Genomic DNA, 16,365 nt, shown 5'->3' with positions numbered 1-16,365 from the left:
AAATGTTCCGTAAGCTTCTTGACGAAGGTCGTGCTGGCGAAAACATCGGCGCACTTCTACGTGGTACTAAGCGTGAAGACGTTGAACGTGGTCAAGTACTAGCTAAGCCTGGTTCAATCAACCCACATACTACATTCACTTCAGAAGTATACGTACTTTCTAAAGATGAAGGTGGTCGTCATACTCCATTCTTCAAAGGTTACCGTCCACAGTTCTACTTCCGTACAACTGACGTAACTGGTGACGTACAGTTACCAGAAGGCGTAGAAATGGTAATGCCTGGTGATAACATCAAGATGACAGTAACTCTAATCGCACCAATCGCGATGGATGAAGGTCTTCGTTTTGCTATCCGTGAAGGTGGTCGTACTGTAGGTGCTGGTGTTGTAGCAACTATCGTAGCGTAATTATTAGCCTAGCTAATTATTACCAAAAAGCCCGAGCTTAGTCTCGGGCTTTTTAATGTCTAAAATAAAGTACGATTTAAGATGCCGCTTTAACCTTAGGTGAAGATACTTGGTAACAATACTCAAAGTATCATTAGTGGTATTACTAAAAACCCGAGCTAAGCTCGGGTTTTGATAAGTTATGAATGTGCCATACTTAGCTGAAAACTATTCAATATTTTGGATCTGCTCATTGAGCAGCGGACTAGATCCTAACAAACTCAATGAGTTATCGAAAAGAAACCGCTCAAAAATGCCTGTTTGCCCACCACTTGCCTATGGCTTTTACTAAATCTTAGTGGTTAGCAATGGAAAAACAGTGTCGTTTTTATGCTGCTGTTAGAGCTAAAACATAGCAGTTTTGAAGGGCTTTATCGAGTAATTTTTTCAACACCTTATTTAATAATGGATACAATAATATCCACTTTCTGTTTTATTTCGCTATAATGGATATGACTGTATCCATTTGGCTTTTGCGGATGAAATTTACCTTACTTGATGATACCGATGTAAGCCACGCCTATGCGGCTTATTTACGTGAGTTACGAAAGCAGGCAAAGCTGTCACGAGCGGCGCTTGCTGAGCGAAGCTGCGTACCTGCGGCCACCATTAAGAAATTTGAGCTGACCGGGCAAATTTCATTTCGCCAATTGCTGTTGCTATGGCAGACCCTCGACTCGCTTGGGCGTTTGTACGAGCTCACGCAACCTAGCAAAGAACGCGCTGCTATACCCACGAGTATTGATGAGGTGTTAAAAGATGAGTTTTAACCCCATTCAAAAACTCGCCGTAACTCGTACGTTAAGCTCAGGTGAGCAGGTTGCTGTAGGGGTCTTGGCGCAGAATCGGCAAGGCGTTTTTTTTCAGTATGCAGACAGCTATTTGCAGCAGTTTGGCAACTTATCTCCTTTTACCTTGCATGCGAACGCGCAAGTTCAAGTCGCACCTAAGCAGCCACACCAAGGTGTACATGGCGTATTTGGAGATTGTTTGCCCGATGGCTGGGGCATGCTGTTACAAGATCGTATTTTCCGGCAACAAGGCATCCTGCCTAATCAATTAACGGCGATGGATAGACTGGCCTTTGTCGGTGATAAAGGCATGGGAGCATTGTCTTTTTCTCCGGTGTCTGAGTTTTCAGCCACCACGCACGCGGATATTGATTTAGCGACGTTAGGCTTAGAAGCACAAACGCTGTTCGATGCTTCGATGTCAGATTATATGGATGATAATCACGATGAGTTAGATGGGCATACGCAACAGGTGTTGGCCGCATTAGTCGCCGGAGGTAGTTCGGGGGGAGCAAGGCCCAAGGCGCAGATTTATATGCCTGCTGGGGAAACTCAACATTGTCGAACCTTCGCTCAGCCTGGAGATGAGGCTTGGCTGGTTAAGTTTACCTCTAAAAATCTCGCGCTCGGCCATGAAGAAGGTTTGTGTGAGGCGGTTTATTTACAAATGGCAGAAGTTGCTAAGTGTCAACCGCCACAATGGCAACTCATTGAAGCACCACCTACCAGCGGTGCGTCTGCCTGGTTGGCGCTTAAGCGTTTTGATTATGTCACTGAACAGGCCGACTTAGGCAGCAAGCGCAGTGCAGGTCGATTGCATATGCACAGCGCTTGCGGGCTGCTGGATGCAGACTTTCGAACGCCAAGTTTAGATTACATTGATTTAATCAAAGCCAGCCGTCAGTTGTGTAAATCGCCAGCGGCTGGACAACTGCAATTTCGCCGCGCCATTTTTAATCTGCTGTCGTCTAATCAAGACGACCACAGTAAAAACTGGGCGTTTTTGCAAGCGGATGACGGTCAATGGAACCCTGCCCCTTTTTACGATGTTACTTACAGCCCCCATCCATTCAACGAACACGCCACTGCATTCGGCGGTTATGGCAAAGCGCCACCGCTTAAGGTGATGCAAAAACTTGCTACCAGTGCTGGCTTTTCGAATTGGCATGATGCAAGGCAAGTCATTGAAGAAGTCGCAGAAGCCATCAGCCAATTTACGTATCTGGCACAGCAGCAAGGGATCAGTAAAACAACCGTATCTGCAATTGCTAAGACATTGGATCAGCGCAAACAGGAAAATGCAGCGCTTTTTCTACAACAATAAGAAGGGACAACAATGAAGCTCGGCCGAAACGATCCTTGCCATTGTGGCAGTGGTAAAAAATTTAAACGTTGTTGTATGAGCAGCGTTTCCAAGCAACATGCCCAAGTTTTCGATGATGTTGAAACCATGCTGGCAATGAACCCAAATTTGAGCCTTGATGAACTCAATGCCGCATTGCAACACAAAGTGCAAGATCGCAATAATCAGCCTCATCCCGATTTTTGTGGCGTGACGTCAACGCAAATGGCCAATTGGCTTTATGCGCCTTTTGATCAATTACAGTGGGTGACAATCAGCACTCCCGACTCTCTTTCTGCCAGCCCTGTGATTCGTTATCTAGCGCTCATTCTTGATGATGCCATGGCGCAAGAAGGCTCCTTCAAAGCCACAACTAAAGGCAACTTACCGACTAAATTAGTCAAACAGGCCAGTGAGTTATTGCCCGAATTTCCCGTTGCTCAATTCGAACGTAACATTAGTATCAGCGAGTTTGCGGGCAGCAACGAAGACAAGTTTAATGCTTTGCACTACACCCGAGTGCTTGCCGAAATTAGCGGTATTATTTATCGACGTAGCGGCCGCTACCATGTGAAAAAATCAGCGCAAAAGCAGTATCAGGTGTTAGGTATACAAGCATTTTTTAAACCTATGTTAGAGGCCGCCATCAGCAAATATAACTGGGGCTATTTGGACGGTTTTGAGTTTGATGCCGACTTGCGAACCTTTTGGCTGTTTATGCTGTGGCGTATTCAAAGCCACAGTAGTGTAGATCTGCTGGTTGAAGAGGTGAAAGTGGCTTTCCCAGATTTACTACAGGGTTTCCCAGTAGATGATTACTTCTCGCCGGAAAGAAACTTAAGCATACTCATCGAATCACGGTTTATTGAGCGATTTTTACAGTTTTGGGGATTTGTGACCCTTGATCCAAGAAGTTTTTTAAACACGGAATCTGTTGGTAGGACGGTACAGGTACTGCCTTTATTGAAACAAACTTTTCAATTCACAATAAATACATAGCAAGGTCATCGTGAGCGAATATCAATACTATAAATTTGAGCGTCTGGATGGGTATTTAGATGCTAAAGCACGTCAAGCACTCAGGGCCATTTCAAGCCGTGCCGAGATCAGCGCTACGTCCTTTCAGGTGTATTACACCTACAGTGACTTAAAGGCAGAGCCTTTTGAGCTGATGTTAAAATACTTTGATATCGGTTTTTACTATGCCGATTGGGGCTCAATCGATGCCTACATCAAGCTACCAGCAGGAACGCTCCCTGACGCTTTACTTTGCTTTTCAAGTGATGGGCTTCATATTCACGAAAACGATGAGTGGCAGTTGCTGATTTTTTCCCTTGAGGAGTATGACGAATATTTTGACGATGAGCATGCCGACCAATTTTTCCAGCATTTAGCTGGGTTACGCAGCCGATTAATGCAAGGGGATTGGCGCCTTGTCTACTTTATGTGGCTAAAAATGTTTGATTTTAATGATGACGTTGAGCGAGTGCCGTTAATTCAATTCGATTTTGAGCACCTTAATGAAGAAGTGCAGGCGTTTGCAGCGCTGTATGATATTCCCTTAGCATTGGTTAAGGCACTCGCCATGGTGCTGAACGCACAACCCAGCCATCAAGCCAAACAAGCCCAGTTTCAGTTTGATACGTGGCTAAACAATCTCACGGAAGTTGAGAAAGACACGCTATTACGCGCGCTGTTTGAGCAAGGCCAGCTAACTCGCCACCAAGCCTTAGCGCTGACGCGAAAAGAACCTGCCAACATAGACGAAATCTATCAGTATTGGTTAACCCCCGAAGTAATTTCCCCTTTCATTGAGCAAGCCCAAAGCCAATTACAGCAAGAGCAAGCCGCAGCACTCGCAAAGAAAATGGCTATTGAAAAAGCAGAAAAAGAAAAAGCGTTGACGGATGTTTACAATCGGCGTGAGCACTACTGGCAGCAAGCACAAGAGCAAGCGGATCGCACTTGCGCCAGTGGTTATGATGCGGCATCACACTATTTGTATCAGCTGTTTGAGGCCTATCAGTTCAAAGCGGATGAAGCGGTGTTTGAACAACGTTTTAAGCGCTTTGTTGTGGCGAATAATAGCCGGAAAGCGCTGTTAAATCGTCTCAAAAGTCTACTTTTATAGGGCGTTCCGTTACGCCCCTTTGCGTAGCACAAACATGTGGTACCCAAACTCGCCTAGGTAGCGTTCATAAATCGCAATTTCTCGCTCGATATCTGCGATGGCGTTTGAATTTGGCATGCTTGCTTTTACTTCTGCCACTCGCGCTTTGAGTGGCTGATAGTAATCGTGCCATGCTTGTTCCCTTAAGGTGAAATGATCAATCACTTCAAAGCCTGCTTGGCGCATTTGGCCTAAGCGTTTTTCGATGGTTTGCATATCTGGGTATTCACCTTCCCAGAATGCGACCGCCTCTTGGCTTGGGTTATCGGTTAACCAGATCAAATCACTGACGACCATATAGCCACGATTAGTCAGTAGTTTACGCCACTGGGTTAACGCTTGCTCAACCCCCATTATGTAAGCTGAGCCTTCTGACCAGATGCAATCAAAGCTTTCAGGTGGAAAAGGCAGATCCGTCATGTTGGCGCAGCTTAAGGTAACGCGGGTATCTAACCTCTGCTCAGTGAGGCGTTCACCGAGTTCATCCAGCGCACTTTGCTCGTTATCCACTGCCACAATCTCGGCTTGGGTGTGCTTTGCCAATAACCGGGTTGAAAAGCCTTTGCCGCAGCCAATATCAATGATCTTGGTAGGTATTGTTGGCAGTGTGGACAATGCTTTTAGTGTATCGGCATCAGAACTCGGCCCCCAGCGTTCTAAGCGTTGGAATACCGTCATAAAATCGGCCATGTATTGATCGTGTTTGTTCATATCTTTTGATAACCATTTCAAATGCAGGGCTTGTTGTTCATTAAAGCCTTGCTGCTTTAACCACTCCAGATGGGCATCTGGTGCTAATTTATCGGTCTGTTGGTGCCAAAGACGCAGCGAACCTTCACCAAGCATGACGGCAAGTAACGCGCGAGCTTGTTGCTTTTTAGCGATGTCTTCGTTCAGCTGCTGCAAGCGCTTTTCAAGTACAGAGCGCTGCACCTTGCTGTCCAAAAAGGATTTACATTCCTTAAGTGTTAAACCGCCCACTTGCAGTTGTTGCAACAAGCGCAACTGCTGAACATCTTTATCTGAATACAGTCGATAGCCGTTGGTTTGGCGAACACCCTGCAACAAACCTAGCTTCTCGTAGTAGAGCAAGGTTGACCGTGACAGCCCGACTTTTTCAGCTAACTCAGAAATGCGATACACAGATAAAACGTCCTTTCCGTTCTTTTTAATAATGGCGCGGCTGGCTCAAACAGACCAGAACACGAATGACGATAAACTATGAAGTTATAGACAGGTCAAATGTTGTTAGCAAAAAATATCGTTCAGTTTTGATTTGTTGAAAGCTTGAATACCGCATTCAGGTCTACAGATTGTTACCCATAAAGTCACTTTGTGTAGACCTCCAACCTCTGCATTCCCCCGTTCGGTAAAACGCATAGAGGACTCAACTTGCATTGCACACTTTTATGCGCAGAAAAGTGAGGAATTTTGCATTTTTCTGCGCATAAAAGTGTAAACGGGTTCTGGTTGAGTATAAATCAGCACCTTAATAGCTATCTTTCTTCTCTGAAGCTGACCTTGCTGGCCAAGTTTTAGTCATGTGGATATAGGCTACTGCTGCACTTATTTTTTATTCAGTAATTGGATGTCTTGCAGCTTTCTTCCTAGCTCGTCATCACGGGCGACCTTGGTTAGGTCGTCTAACAAGCCGAGGACTGCCAAAACCTTAACGTAGTGACCAAGTGAAACGGAAGGATCACCTTTTGATATTTTACGCAGTGTTGGCTTAGAAATCCCTGTCCTACTATGCATCATTTCTTGAGTAATGCCGCGTCTCTTCATCGCCAATGTTAAGTTTTCTCCCAAGATGTTTAACATCTTCCTTTGTCTAGGGAATATGACCGCAGTGCGTTTTGATTTTGGCTCGACAGTATCCATAATGAAACTATATTTTCTTAAATCTTAATTTAGTGAAATTATAGTTTCACTTTTATCTTCAAGTTGTAAAGAAATAAATTGCCATCTCTCGAAGTAAAGTGAGCCAAGATCTGAACAGGTCATGTCGATTTTTTACTGTTTTTTCGACATAAGTTTTTTATATGTCGATACACTCGACATATAAACTCTTAATCCAAACGACTCACCGATACAGGGGTATGAGTAGGGCGCTTCAAAGCAGTACGCTATTCTTTGGGCTTCTGGGGCAGTCTGGGCAAAGCCTTAATTCACGCCACTTAGCAATACGCTAACCCTGCCCACAGGGTATTTATGACTTGGGACATTATGTCAATTCTGGGGCAGCTAGCTACCTATACCCTCAGAAAGCTGCACGATCTGGGCATTTATCTGCCTACTGCGTCCGTTTAACTCTTTAATAATAGCGGGGCAAACTCCTAAGAGAACTTAACAGATCAGTGAGGCTTATTTTGGAAAAAATAGAAACGATGAACCCAACGACACAATCACCCACAAACTCAGCACACCCAGCGCGTCAGCAGCGGATTTTGCGCTTGCCAGAGGTCAAGGCCAAAACCGGCTTTGGCCGTAGCACCATTTATGCCTTGATGGCCAACGGAGAATTCCCCCGTTCCATTCGTATTGGTGCGCGTGCCGTGGGCTGGTTAGAAAGCGATATCGACCAGTGGATTGAAACCCGCCGTATCGGTGCTGCTTATGGCCGTGGATAAACCATCAGCATCAACCCCGTTACCTGCCAGTGATATGCATAGCAACGCACCAACATTACCGGCTGGTTTTGCCTATAACGCGCAAAACTGGCTGGTGATGCAACCGGCTGGGCAAGATAGCCCCGTTAAAATCTGCTCTTGGCTGCAAGTGGCCGCCCGTACTCGCGATCCGCAAGGGGATAACTACGGCTATTTATTGCACTGGTTAGACGATGACAATCGCCATCGCTACTGGGCCATGCCCGCAGAACTATTGGCCGGAGACGGCAGCGAGTACCGCCGGATATTACTCAGCAGAGGCATGCGGCTAAGTAACAGTGTCAAAGCGCGGCAGTTGCTCTCCCTGTTTATTCAACAAATGGGTGAACTGGCCACGCAAAAGGCCATTAGCGTGAACTGCATTGGCTTGCATCACCACGCTTATGTGCATCCGCGCCTCACCTTTTACCCAAGCGAACACAGCAACAACCCGCGCATGGTGCTGCAAACCATGCACCCGATAGAAGGCTTTATTCAACAAGGCAGTAGCGACAGTTGGCGGCAGCACGTTGGCCGTTATTGTCTGGATAACCCGCTATTAATCGTTAGTGTTTGCGCTGCACTGGCTGCGCCTTTGTTGCATATGTGTGGGGTGGATGGTTTTGGTTTACACCTCTACGGTGCTAGCAGTACCGGTAAAACTGCAGCGCTGTATCCGGCATTATCGGTGTGGGGCGAGCCTAATCAGCTGCGCCACAGTTGGCGTGCCACGGCCAACGGTTTAGAAGGCACTGCGTTAGCCCATAACGATGCCTTACTGGCGCTCGATGAAATGGGCGAAGTTGACCCAAAAGAGGCGGGCGATGTCGCTTATATGCTTGCCAATGGCCAAGGTAAAACTCGAGCAGGCAAATACGGTGAAATGCGTTTACCCGCCCGTTGGCGTTTGGTGTTTTTATCCACTGGCGAAGTGACGCTCGAAAGCCATCTGGCCAGTATCGGCAAGCGTGTAAAAGCCGGCCAGCAAGTGCGCGTGATTGATCTCAGTGCCGATGCCGGAGCGCAAATGGGCTAATTTCCCCGTTTGGCGTTTCGATCCAAAAGCCAAACGGATAGTGGTTTTGGCGTATGGGTATAAAAGTATGAGGAAGTGTTCAACGAAGAGCGGCTTGCTAATTTGACTTGGGATTTGATGGAGAGGCGTCTTCCAACTTGAGTGCAGGTTGCTGGTTACTGTTACCATCAAAGTACTCGAGGGCGTACCCCATTGCTTTGTAGCTTTTCTCACGTTTTTTAAACATGCGTTGCAGCATAGGCAGAGCGCAGTCCACATAGTCGTGAATGGTGACTTGTGTTTTTCCTTCCGATTCACGATGAATACGACCGGCATATTGGGCCAATGTACCTTTCCATGCGATGGGCATGGCCAAAAACAACGTATCCAGTCTTGGCAGGTCAAATCCTTCGCCTACATATTTTCCTGTTGCGACGACAACTTGAGCCGATTGAAGATGATTGTCAGCGTTCTTGCGTTCCGCAGCTTTCATGGCGCCTTTAAGTACGACAGTGCTTATACCCATCTCGGTAAGTCGTGAGTGTATGTACTCTGTGTGCTCTCTACGCTCTGTAAGGACTAACGGATGTCCGCCATTTTGAACACACTGAGAGGCGTCTGAGACGATTTTTGACGTGCGCTGTTGGTTATCGACGAGCCAGCGGTAGGCATCGCTTATTTTTGGGCGCTCATCTGTTTTTATTAGCGCAGCTGGCGGTATATCGTAGAGCTGATGAATCATCACGGTTTGAGTAAATTGCTCATCAGGGCTTTGTTTCACTTTGTAGCGAATTGGCCCTGCCGCCATAAAAATGATCTTTTGATGGCCATCTTGTCGCTCTGGTGTTGCTGTTAGGCCCAATACATATTTTGCTCTTACCTCGTTGAGTACCATTTCAAACCTTGGCGCAGACAGATGGTGGCATTCATCAACAATAATGTGGCCGTAGTCTTGAATGAGAGGCGTGATGGAGTTGTCTTTTTTATTAACCAAGCTTTGGTAGGTGGCAATGTCGATAATGCCACTCGGCTTTCTTTTACCCCCGCCTATACTGCCAATGATTACTTCGGGTAGGAACGTGCGTAATCGCTCTTGCCATTGTTCGAGCAGTTGCCGGCTATGAACCAGTATTAGGGTATTTACTTTGCGTTTTACGATCATACCAATGGCTGTAACCGTTTTTCCAAATGCGGTCGGCGCATGCAAAATACCGAAGTCATGTTTGGTTATTGCGGCCACTGCGTCTCGCTGGTTTTTTCGCAAAGTGAACTCGGGGGTAAGTTTTAATAATGGTTTGCCGGTTTCACGCTTATCGTCAAACAGTGGCGAAATACTGTGCTCTTGTAGCAAAGCAATCGCGTCATCGAGACAGCCTCGCGGTAGTGCTAGATAACCGTTTTCAATACGAGCACAGGAAATAAACCTCGGAATGCCATGGGTTGAAAAGCGCAACGCTTGTGTTTTAAAAAACACAGGATTAGAAAAACTCGCTAATCGCTTTAGTCCTGCCAGTAGTGGTCCAGGTAACTCGCTCATCAAAAAGTAGATATGGTTGGCCAAGGTAATGGTCACGTTTTTCGGCAAAGACTCTAATTTTATTGGTGCGGCTTTGGCTGTGATTTCCCAAGGTGGGCGGTTATCTGTTAGCCCTTGTTCGGACAGTAATAGGGTATCGGGTGCAATGGTTGTTATGAGTTGATCAATACTCGACTGAGTGAGCGTTTTAAGCTCAGCAAGGTGCCTCCATTGATCATCGATGGCATTCAAATCACTGTCAACAAAGCAACTACGACCTGAAAGGCGAGCCTCCTTTTGAAGTGGTAGCGCAATGAGATTGCCAAACCCGCCTTCAGGAAGGACATCTTGGTTAGGAAAGAGCCTGTCATAGGAGTCAAACGATAGATTTGGAAATATTTCCATGGCTTTATCAAGCAAAGCGAAACCCAGTGCCCGAGCTTGGTTCGCTGGGATATTGGTTTTAAAAAATATCCATAAGTGCGCCCCGTTGCCAGAGCGCGAGATTTCTATCGCGTGCGGAATATCAAACTCTTGGCAGGCTTTAGACATTGCTTTGACTTCTTCTTGCCAACAGCCTTTGTCAAAATCGGCTGCCAACAAATAGCACGTATTATCTTTCAGTAAGGGATACAGCCCCACCACTTGATGACCGGTAAGGTGCCTGTAAATAATGCGCTCGTCTAGTTCGCTAAACTTTCGGTGTGAACAGTCTTGGCATTTAATGCGGGGTTTGTTGCAAACCCCGTTTACCCACTCATTATCACAGGCTACGGAATAGCCACTGCGGCCCTGTTGATTTTGCCAACGATTTGCAAAGATATCCTCTCTTCCACGAAATCGTTGTCTGAATAAGGCGACCTTTTGTTCTGGCGTGAATGTCTGTACTGAACGCTCGATTTGAGCGCTACGCAAAGCCTCTCTTAATACGAGAAGCTGCTGCTTTTCGTTTTCAAGCTCAGCTAGCCTGTTATCAATAGCAGAAATGTTTGGGTAGCGAGCGTCATTCATAACAAACTAATTTTGAGTCGCAGCACTATAAAGCGCGAACTTGCGGTGGCTTGATCAGCGACTCTGCTGGAATACCTAACCCTTCATGAAGTTTCCAAATCATTTTTAGCGTAAGTGATCGCTTATGGTTTAGGATTTCATAAACACGATTGCTTTTACCTATCATGGGTTCAAGATCTTTAACGGTTAAGCCTTTGCGCTCCATCTCAAACTTTATTGCCTCAACAGGGTCTGGCAAATCCATTGGAAAATGCTTTGCTTCGTAGGCCTCGACTAACGTAACCAAAATGTCCAGCTTTTCGCCTTCGACGGTATCAGGCTCCGCCATCATTAGGTTTTCGATGTCGTTTAATGCCGCGCGGTAGTCGGCATCTGTTTTAATAGGTCTGATGTCCATTATATTTACCTCTTGTTACTACCTTTTGGCTTCAAATCGTTTGTACATCAATTTTATCGTATTGCGCATGGCTGCCGATAAACCGTATGTAAACCACTTTGTAGGCATAATTGATCCAAACGACTAATCGGTATTTATTACCGGCAATGTTAAACACGACACGCCCATCTTTGAGGATGCTGGCATTTCTAAAGTCCTGTTTCACATCCGACGGTGATCCCCAATCAGAGTTTAATGCATGCCTATACCACGCTAACGTTGGCTCTTTCGCGTCAATATATTCTGGGCTGTCTTCCCAAAATGTTTTTAAGGTTGATAGTGCGATAATTCTCATAAACAGATGTTAGTCCCATATTGGGACTTTTGCAAGTTTGGCATTTTTGATGCGGTTAGGAGTTCTTATCGCATCCCCAATTGCCCAATTCCTTGGGGCGGTTCAAATCCCTCTTATTCACCTTCTAAAGCCTGTGGTATCAAATGTTGCCCCATTGTCCCAACTGCCCACGGCAAGTGAGCAGTTGGCTGTCTTGTTAGTTTCGCCTGATTGGCTTTTTTGGCATACGGCTGCGTTTGCCATCGAAAAAGGCCAATACTCTGAACCAATAGAGTGATTCTTCATAACCTAGGCTGTACGTTGGGCGTGCAGACGGGATGAGCCCCAGTTTGCGTCCTAGGCTGACAATCACGTAGAACGTGAGTTTTAATGTCAGCCAAGGAGCGAGTACCAAGAATACCATCAGGCAATGCCGAGTAAGTGCGTAGCCTATACCATGAGGTTGATCGAGTAAGGCAATGCCAATACATCAACCAAGGCCTGCCAGCATGGCTATTGGAAAGGTAATGGGGGCGAGTCGCATCCTCAGTTGCATGTTAACGCCCTCCTGTGTTGTGCTGTGAAGGGTGCTCAAAGTTCACCAGTGGTTCGATCACATCAGCCACGGTTTGATGGGCAATACGGCGCTCTTCAAAGTAGTCGTGGCGGTCGTAGATGCCCTCAACGCCTTTTAGCTTATGTTTAAGACAGCGTTCGGCCACGTTGCCTGCGATGCCTAAAGAGGCGGCAAGGCTGCGAAAGGTGCGGCGTAAATCGTGTACGGTGAAGTGTTCAAGCTTGCCCATTTTATTGGGTGGTTGCTTTTTCCGGCCTGGTTCTCGACCAAAGAGTTTAGAAATGGCCCGGTTTAGCGTATCTGGCCCCATATGTGGACGATGGCTTGCTCGTCTGGCTGGGAAAACATAAGGCGAGCCACAAGCGCGGATTTGTAACTCGTTAAACCAGGCAATGGCTTGGCGTGGTAAGGGAATGCTGATTGGGACGCCAGTTTTACTTCGTTCCTTGGGTAGATCCTATACGCCCGTGGTTAAATCCATTTCACGCCACATGGCTTCGCACAGCTCGCTTTTGCGCACGCCCAATACCAAAAACAGGCAGCAAGCTAGGTAGTTATCGCGGCCAAAGCTATTGATATGGGTATGAAACACGCTAAAGGCGTAGTGAATTTCCTCTTTGCTGAGCATCCTGTCTTTACTGGACTCCACGCCACCGGCATCGTCCACGGTAAATGCGGCGGCGGGATTGTTCAGCGTTAAGTCGAGCTTTATCGCATGTCGAAACAGCTGCTTCATGTACATCAAGGTATCGTTGGCGATGGTAGGGCGGTTACTTTCTCGAATGCGTTCCAATACTTCGCGCACGTCACGTGCAGTCACCTCAGCAATACACTTAATGCCAATGACAGGGCTTATGTCTTTGGTGTAAACCCGATACGGAATCTTGGGGTGCTTTAGTCGTCGACTCAGGTCTGTTCGATACCAGTCATGGAACAGTTGATCCACGGTTTCAATGTCAGGTAACTCGATTTTCTGTTTTTCTAGAAGAGGATCTATGCCGTCACGTACTTCCTTTCGAAAGTATGCGGCGGCAATTCTGGCGTCTGCCAACGACATTAAAGGAAATTGCCCCAAGGTTGCTTCTCGTCTTCCTTTGGCTGTGGTGTAGCGGATCATCCAGTAAGGCGAGCCTTGTTTGCGGACGCAAAAGTATAGCCCTTCACCATCTGAATATTTTTTTGGGTCGGCTTTGCTGTATGCAATAACCTGTTTTGCTGTGAGTTTTCCCATGTTTACTCCATAGTTGTTGCAATAATGGAGGGGGCAATAATGGCTGCCCACCACCGATTTGCTTATTGAATCAGCAGCTAACCTGTTGTGGTGGCGAGTTAAATGCGAAAATTGTGTAACTTACTGCCCACCAATTTGCTCACCGCAAAATGCTTATTGAGCCAAAATGAGGGGGCTGCCCACCATTCTGCCCACCACTAAACAGGTAGTTGGTAACGGACATCTGCAAACCAATTTGGACGGGAAAAATAAAAAAGCCCTGTATTTACAAGCAAATAACAGGGCTTTTAAGACATTCTTGGACGGGTAACTTTCTACCCAGGAACCTATTCGATGTTTTGGATCTGCTCACGCATTTGTTCAATCAACACTTTTAGCTCTACAGCAGCAGTAGTGATGTCACTATTGATAGACTTGGATGCTAGCGTGTTAGCTTCACGATTAAATTCTTGCATCATAAAATCTAGGCGACGGCCACATGCGCCACCTTTTTTAAGGATTTTTTTAGTTTCTTTAACGTGAGACTTTAAACGATCTAATTCTTCGGCTACATCTTGTTTTTGAGCAAGATAAATAAGTTCTTGTTCAAGGCGTGATTCGTCAATGTTTGCTGTTAAGTCTTCTAGCTTTTGAGCCAGCTTTTCACGTTGCCACTTAGCAATCTCGGGCATATGCGTTTCTACAATTTCTACTTGCTCTAAAATCGCATCAAGGCGGATTGCTATCATTTCTTCAAGGTTTGCACCTTCATCGCCACGGGCTGATTTAAAATCTTCGATTACTTGATCAAGACCAGCTATTAATGCTGTATTAACGCTATCCATATCAAGTTCTTCAGCTTCCATAACACCAGGCCAACGCAATATATCAACAGGATTAATATCGCCATTACTTTGTTGTTGAACCCATTTAGCGCTATTTATCAATTGCTCAGCAAGGGCTTGGTTAATTGATAGCTCACCAACATGGGCTGGATTTGCTACAAACTTTAAAAAGACCTCAACTTTACCGCGTTGTAAGTGTTTGCGTAAACGCTCACGAATAACTGGCTCCATGCCACGAAATTGCTCTGGTGCGCGAATAAATGTTTCAAGGTAACGCTGGTTCACTGAACGAACTTCCCAAGTGCCAGTTCCCCAATCGCCTTTTATTTCGCGACGCGCATAAGCTGTCATACTGTGGATCATGGATATTTTCCTAAATTAATAAATACAATATTACGATGATTATACCGTAACACTGCTTAAGCTCTAGGGAAAATTTAATACACTGAATATTTTGCATACAGCTATTTATTTAAATCAGCATGGTATCTATACCCACATACACTTATAATGTCGCAAATTCTGAATTAAGGGGATCGTCAATGCGTCCAAGCGAAAGAACACCTAACCAAATTAGACCTGTTACATTTACACGTAATTATACTTTGCATGCTGAAGGCTCAGTACTTGTTGAGTTTGGTAACACCAAAGTACTTTGTACAGCGACTGTTGAATCGGGCGTTCCTCGTTTCATGAAAGGCCAAGGTAAGGGTTGGATCAATGCTGAATACGGTATGTTACCGCGAGCAACGCATACACGTAATGCGCGTGAAGCTGCACGTGGTAAGCAGGGCGGTCGTACTATGGAAATTCAACGCTTAATTGCACGTGCACTTCGTGCGGCTGTTGATTTAAAAGCCCTTGGTGAAAACACGATTACTATCGACTGTGATGTTATTCAAGCAGATGGTGGTACACGTACTGCTTCTATAAGTGGCGCATGTGTTGCACTAGTTGATGCACTAACGCATATGCGTGCTAAAGGTATGATTAACTCAAACCCACTTAAGCATATGATTGCGGCTATTTCTGTAGGCATATACAAAGGTCAAGCAATTAGCGATTTAGAGTATATAGAAGATTCAGCTGCTGAGACTGATATGAACGTAATTTTAACTGAGACAGGTAAAATTATTGAAATTCAAGGTACAGCCGAAGGTGAACCTTTCTCGTTTGATGAGCTGGATGAATTACTTACTTTAGCCAAACACTCTATACGTGAAATCATTGACGTACAAAAGCAAGCATTAGCATAAATAGGTAGGCCACTAGATATGAAAGATTATCAAAAAGAGTTTATAGAATTTGCTCTAGAGAAGCAGGTATTAAAGTTTGGTGAGTTTACTTTAAAGTCAGGGCGAACAAGTCCGTACTTTTTTAATGCTGGCTTATTTAACACTGGTCGTGATTTAGCGCGTTTAGGTCGCTTCTATGCTGCAGCATTGGAAGATTCATCGATAGAGTATGATGTATTATTTGGTCCTGCTTATAAAGGTATTCCAATAGCGACAACTACGGCAGTTGCATTAGCAGATCACTATGATAAAGATGTACCGTACTGTTTCAACCGTAAAGAGAAAAAAGCACACGGTGAAGGTGGTACGTTAGTAGGCTCAGAACTCAATGGCAAAATAATGCTAGTTGATGATGTAATTACCGCAGGTACCGCTATTCGTGAGTCCATGGAAATTATTGCACAAAATGGTGCAGACCTTAGTGGCGTTTTAATAGCATTAGATCGCCAAGAAAAAGGTAAAGCCGAGTTATCAGCTATTCAAGAAGTTGAGCGCGACTTTAATACCAAAGTAATTTCTATTGTAAAATTAGCTGATCTTATTAGCTACCTTGAAGTTCAAGGGACGATGGATGAACATTTAGCCTCAGTTAAAGCTTATCGTGATCAATACGGTGTAGCATAAATAAAAAGCCTCGCACTGCGGGGCTTTATTTTGACCTTTGTCTCGTCCTGAAATGTGTTTACACATTTAGGATTTATTATGACCAAGTCAAATAATACACCGATCAAACGAACACAACGAGATTATTCATTAGGCTTTAAATTACAAGTTGTCGACGCTGTAGAA

Annotated in this window: 14 protein-coding genes and 3 pseudogenes; 9 read left to right on the top strand and 8 right to left on the bottom strand. The window is 45.4% G+C overall.

What is annotated here, in order from left to right:
• The 5 genes and pseudogenes from tuf to QL998_RS18685 form a co-directional block, all read left to right on the top strand.
• Window positions 1-407: pseudogene (gene tuf / locus QL998_RS18705) on the top strand (elongation factor Tu); the annotation flags it as partial.
• 518 nt (window positions 408-925) lie between these two features.
• Window positions 926-1,216 carry a helix-turn-helix transcriptional regulator gene (locus tag QL998_RS18700; protein ID WP_012520203.1) on the top strand — a complete coding sequence of 97 codons (291 nt, stop codon included), beginning with the start codon at window positions 926-928 and terminating at the stop codon, window positions 1,214-1,216.
• A complete protein-coding gene (locus tag QL998_RS18695) occupies window positions 1,206-2,561 on the top strand; it encodes a type II toxin-antitoxin system HipA family toxin (protein ID WP_024606567.1) in 1,356 nt (451 codons plus the stop codon). The genes QL998_RS18700 and QL998_RS18695 overlap by 11 nt, the downstream gene beginning before the upstream one ends.
• Window positions 2,562-2,573: 12 nt before the next feature.
• On the top strand, window positions 2,574-3,578 hold the full coding sequence (locus QL998_RS18690) for an SEC-C domain-containing protein (protein WP_290193261.1): 1,005 nt from the start codon (window positions 2,574-2,576) through the stop codon (window positions 3,576-3,578).
• Window positions 3,579-3,588: 10 nt separating this feature from the next.
• Window positions 3,589-4,710 (top strand): hypothetical protein, encoded by a 1,122-nt coding sequence (locus QL998_RS18685; RefSeq protein ID WP_024606565.1) that lies wholly within the window; start codon window positions 3,589-3,591, stop codon window positions 4,708-4,710.
• Window positions 4,711-4,719: 9 nt separating this feature from the next.
• On the opposite strand, the gene QL998_RS18680 is transcribed toward QL998_RS18685, so the two are convergent.
• On the bottom strand, window positions 4,720-5,892 hold the full coding sequence (locus tag QL998_RS18680; protein WP_290193260.1) for a MerR family transcriptional regulator: 1,173 nt from the start codon (window positions 5,890-5,892) through the stop codon (window positions 4,720-4,722).
• 423 nt (window positions 5,893-6,315) lie between these two features.
• Window positions 6,316-6,570, bottom strand: coding sequence for a helix-turn-helix transcriptional regulator (locus tag QL998_RS18675; protein WP_015068503.1), 255 nt, complete (start codon window positions 6,568-6,570; stop codon window positions 6,316-6,318).
• Window positions 6,571-7,136: 566 nt separating this feature from the next.
• Between QL998_RS18675 and QL998_RS18670 the strand changes: the two genes are divergently transcribed.
• Complete coding sequence (locus tag QL998_RS18670) at window positions 7,137-7,379, top strand: AlpA family transcriptional regulator (RefSeq protein ID WP_182197750.1); 243 nt, start codon at window positions 7,137-7,139, stop codon at window positions 7,377-7,379.
• Window positions 7,366-8,430 (top strand): annotated as a pseudogene (locus QL998_RS18665) (DUF927 domain-containing protein); the annotation flags it as partial. The gene QL998_RS18670 and the pseudogene QL998_RS18665, both read left to right, overlap by 14 nt.
• 100 nt (window positions 8,431-8,530) lie before the next feature.
• On the opposite strand, the gene QL998_RS18660 reads toward QL998_RS18665, so the two are convergent.
• The 6 genes and pseudogenes from QL998_RS18660 to QL998_RS18635 all read right to left on the bottom strand — a co-directional run bounded on the left by QL998_RS18660 (window position 8,531) and on the right by QL998_RS18635 (window position 14,644).
• A complete protein-coding gene (locus QL998_RS18660; protein ID WP_290193259.1) occupies window positions 8,531-10,939 on the bottom strand; it encodes a DEAD/DEAH box helicase in 2,409 nt (802 codons plus the stop codon).
• 25 nt (window positions 10,940-10,964) lie between these two features.
• Window positions 10,965-11,336, bottom strand: coding sequence for a transcriptional regulator (locus QL998_RS18655; RefSeq protein WP_000354814.1), 372 nt, complete (start codon window positions 11,334-11,336; stop codon window positions 10,965-10,967).
• 31 nt (window positions 11,337-11,367) lie between these two features.
• Complete coding sequence (locus QL998_RS18650; RefSeq protein WP_290193258.1) at window positions 11,368-11,670, bottom strand: type II toxin-antitoxin system HigB family toxin; 303 nt, start codon at window positions 11,668-11,670, stop codon at window positions 11,368-11,370.
• Window positions 11,671-11,787: 117 nt separating this feature from the next.
• The gene (locus tag QL998_RS18645) at window positions 11,788-11,955 is read right to left on the bottom strand and encodes a hypothetical protein (protein WP_290193257.1); all 168 of its coding nucleotides are present in this window, start codon (window positions 11,953-11,955) and stop codon (window positions 11,788-11,790) included.
• Between the two features lie 251 nt (window positions 11,956-12,206).
• A pseudogene (locus QL998_RS18640) lies at window positions 12,207-13,457 on the bottom strand (integrase arm-type DNA-binding domain-containing protein).
• A 326-nt stretch (window positions 13,458-13,783) separates the two neighbouring features.
• Complete coding sequence (locus QL998_RS18635; protein ID WP_002958889.1) at window positions 13,784-14,644, bottom strand: YicC/YloC family endoribonuclease; 861 nt, start codon at window positions 14,642-14,644, stop codon at window positions 13,784-13,786.
• Between the two features lie 179 nt (window positions 14,645-14,823).
• Between QL998_RS18635 and rph the strand changes: the two genes are divergently transcribed.
• Window positions 14,824-15,537 carry a ribonuclease PH gene (rph, locus tag QL998_RS18630; protein WP_002958890.1) on the top strand — a complete coding sequence of 238 codons (714 nt, stop codon included), beginning with the start codon at window positions 14,824-14,826 and terminating at the stop codon, window positions 15,535-15,537.
• A gap of 18 nt (window positions 15,538-15,555) precedes the next feature.
• A complete protein-coding gene (pyrE, locus tag QL998_RS18625; RefSeq protein WP_024604899.1) occupies window positions 15,556-16,200 on the top strand; it encodes an orotate phosphoribosyltransferase in 645 nt (214 codons plus the stop codon).
• The last annotated feature ends 165 nt before the right edge of the window (window positions 16,201-16,365 follow it).

It is taken from the genome of Pseudoalteromonas sp. APC 3691 (assembly GCF_030408135.1).
Lineage (GTDB): Bacteria > Pseudomonadota > Gammaproteobacteria > Enterobacterales > Alteromonadaceae > Pseudoalteromonas.
This window is presented reverse-complemented; position numbering and strand designations above follow the sequence as displayed.

Coding starts and splice junctions, on each gene's coding strand:
- QL998_RS18700 (WP_012520203.1), top strand. CDS start 926: ATGAAATTTACCTTACTTGATGATACCGATGTAAGCCACGCCTATGCG.
- QL998_RS18695 (WP_024606567.1), top strand. CDS start 1,206: ATGAGTTTTAACCCCATTCAAAAACTCGCCGTAACTCGTACGTTAAGC.
- QL998_RS18690 (WP_290193261.1), top strand. CDS start 2,574: ATGAAGCTCGGCCGAAACGATCCTTGCCATTGTGGCAGTGGTAAAAAA.
- QL998_RS18675 (WP_015068503.1), bottom strand. CDS start 6,570: ATGTTAAACATCTTGGGAGAAAACTTAACATTGGCGATGAAGAGACGC.
- QL998_RS18670 (WP_182197750.1), top strand. CDS start 7,137: ATGAACCCAACGACACAATCACCCACAAACTCAGCACACCCAGCGCGT.
- QL998_RS18660 (WP_290193259.1), bottom strand. CDS start 10,939: ATGAATGACGCTCGCTACCCAAACATTTCTGCTATTGATAACAGGCTA.
- QL998_RS18655 (WP_000354814.1), bottom strand. CDS start 11,336: ATGGACATCAGACCTATTAAAACAGATGCCGACTACCGCGCGGCATTA.
- QL998_RS18650 (WP_290193258.1), bottom strand. CDS start 11,670: ATGAGAATTATCGCACTATCAACCTTAAAAACATTTTGGGAAGACAGC.
- QL998_RS18645 (WP_290193257.1), bottom strand. CDS start 11,955: ATGAAGAATCACTCTATTGGTTCAGAGTATTGGCCTTTTTCGATGGCA.
- QL998_RS18635 (WP_002958889.1), bottom strand. CDS start 14,644: ATGATCCACAGTATGACAGCTTATGCGCGTCGCGAAATAAAAGGCGAT.
- rph (WP_002958890.1), top strand. CDS start 14,824: ATGCGTCCAAGCGAAAGAACACCTAACCAAATTAGACCTGTTACATTT.
- pyrE (WP_024604899.1), top strand. CDS start 15,556: ATGAAAGATTATCAAAAAGAGTTTATAGAATTTGCTCTAGAGAAGCAG.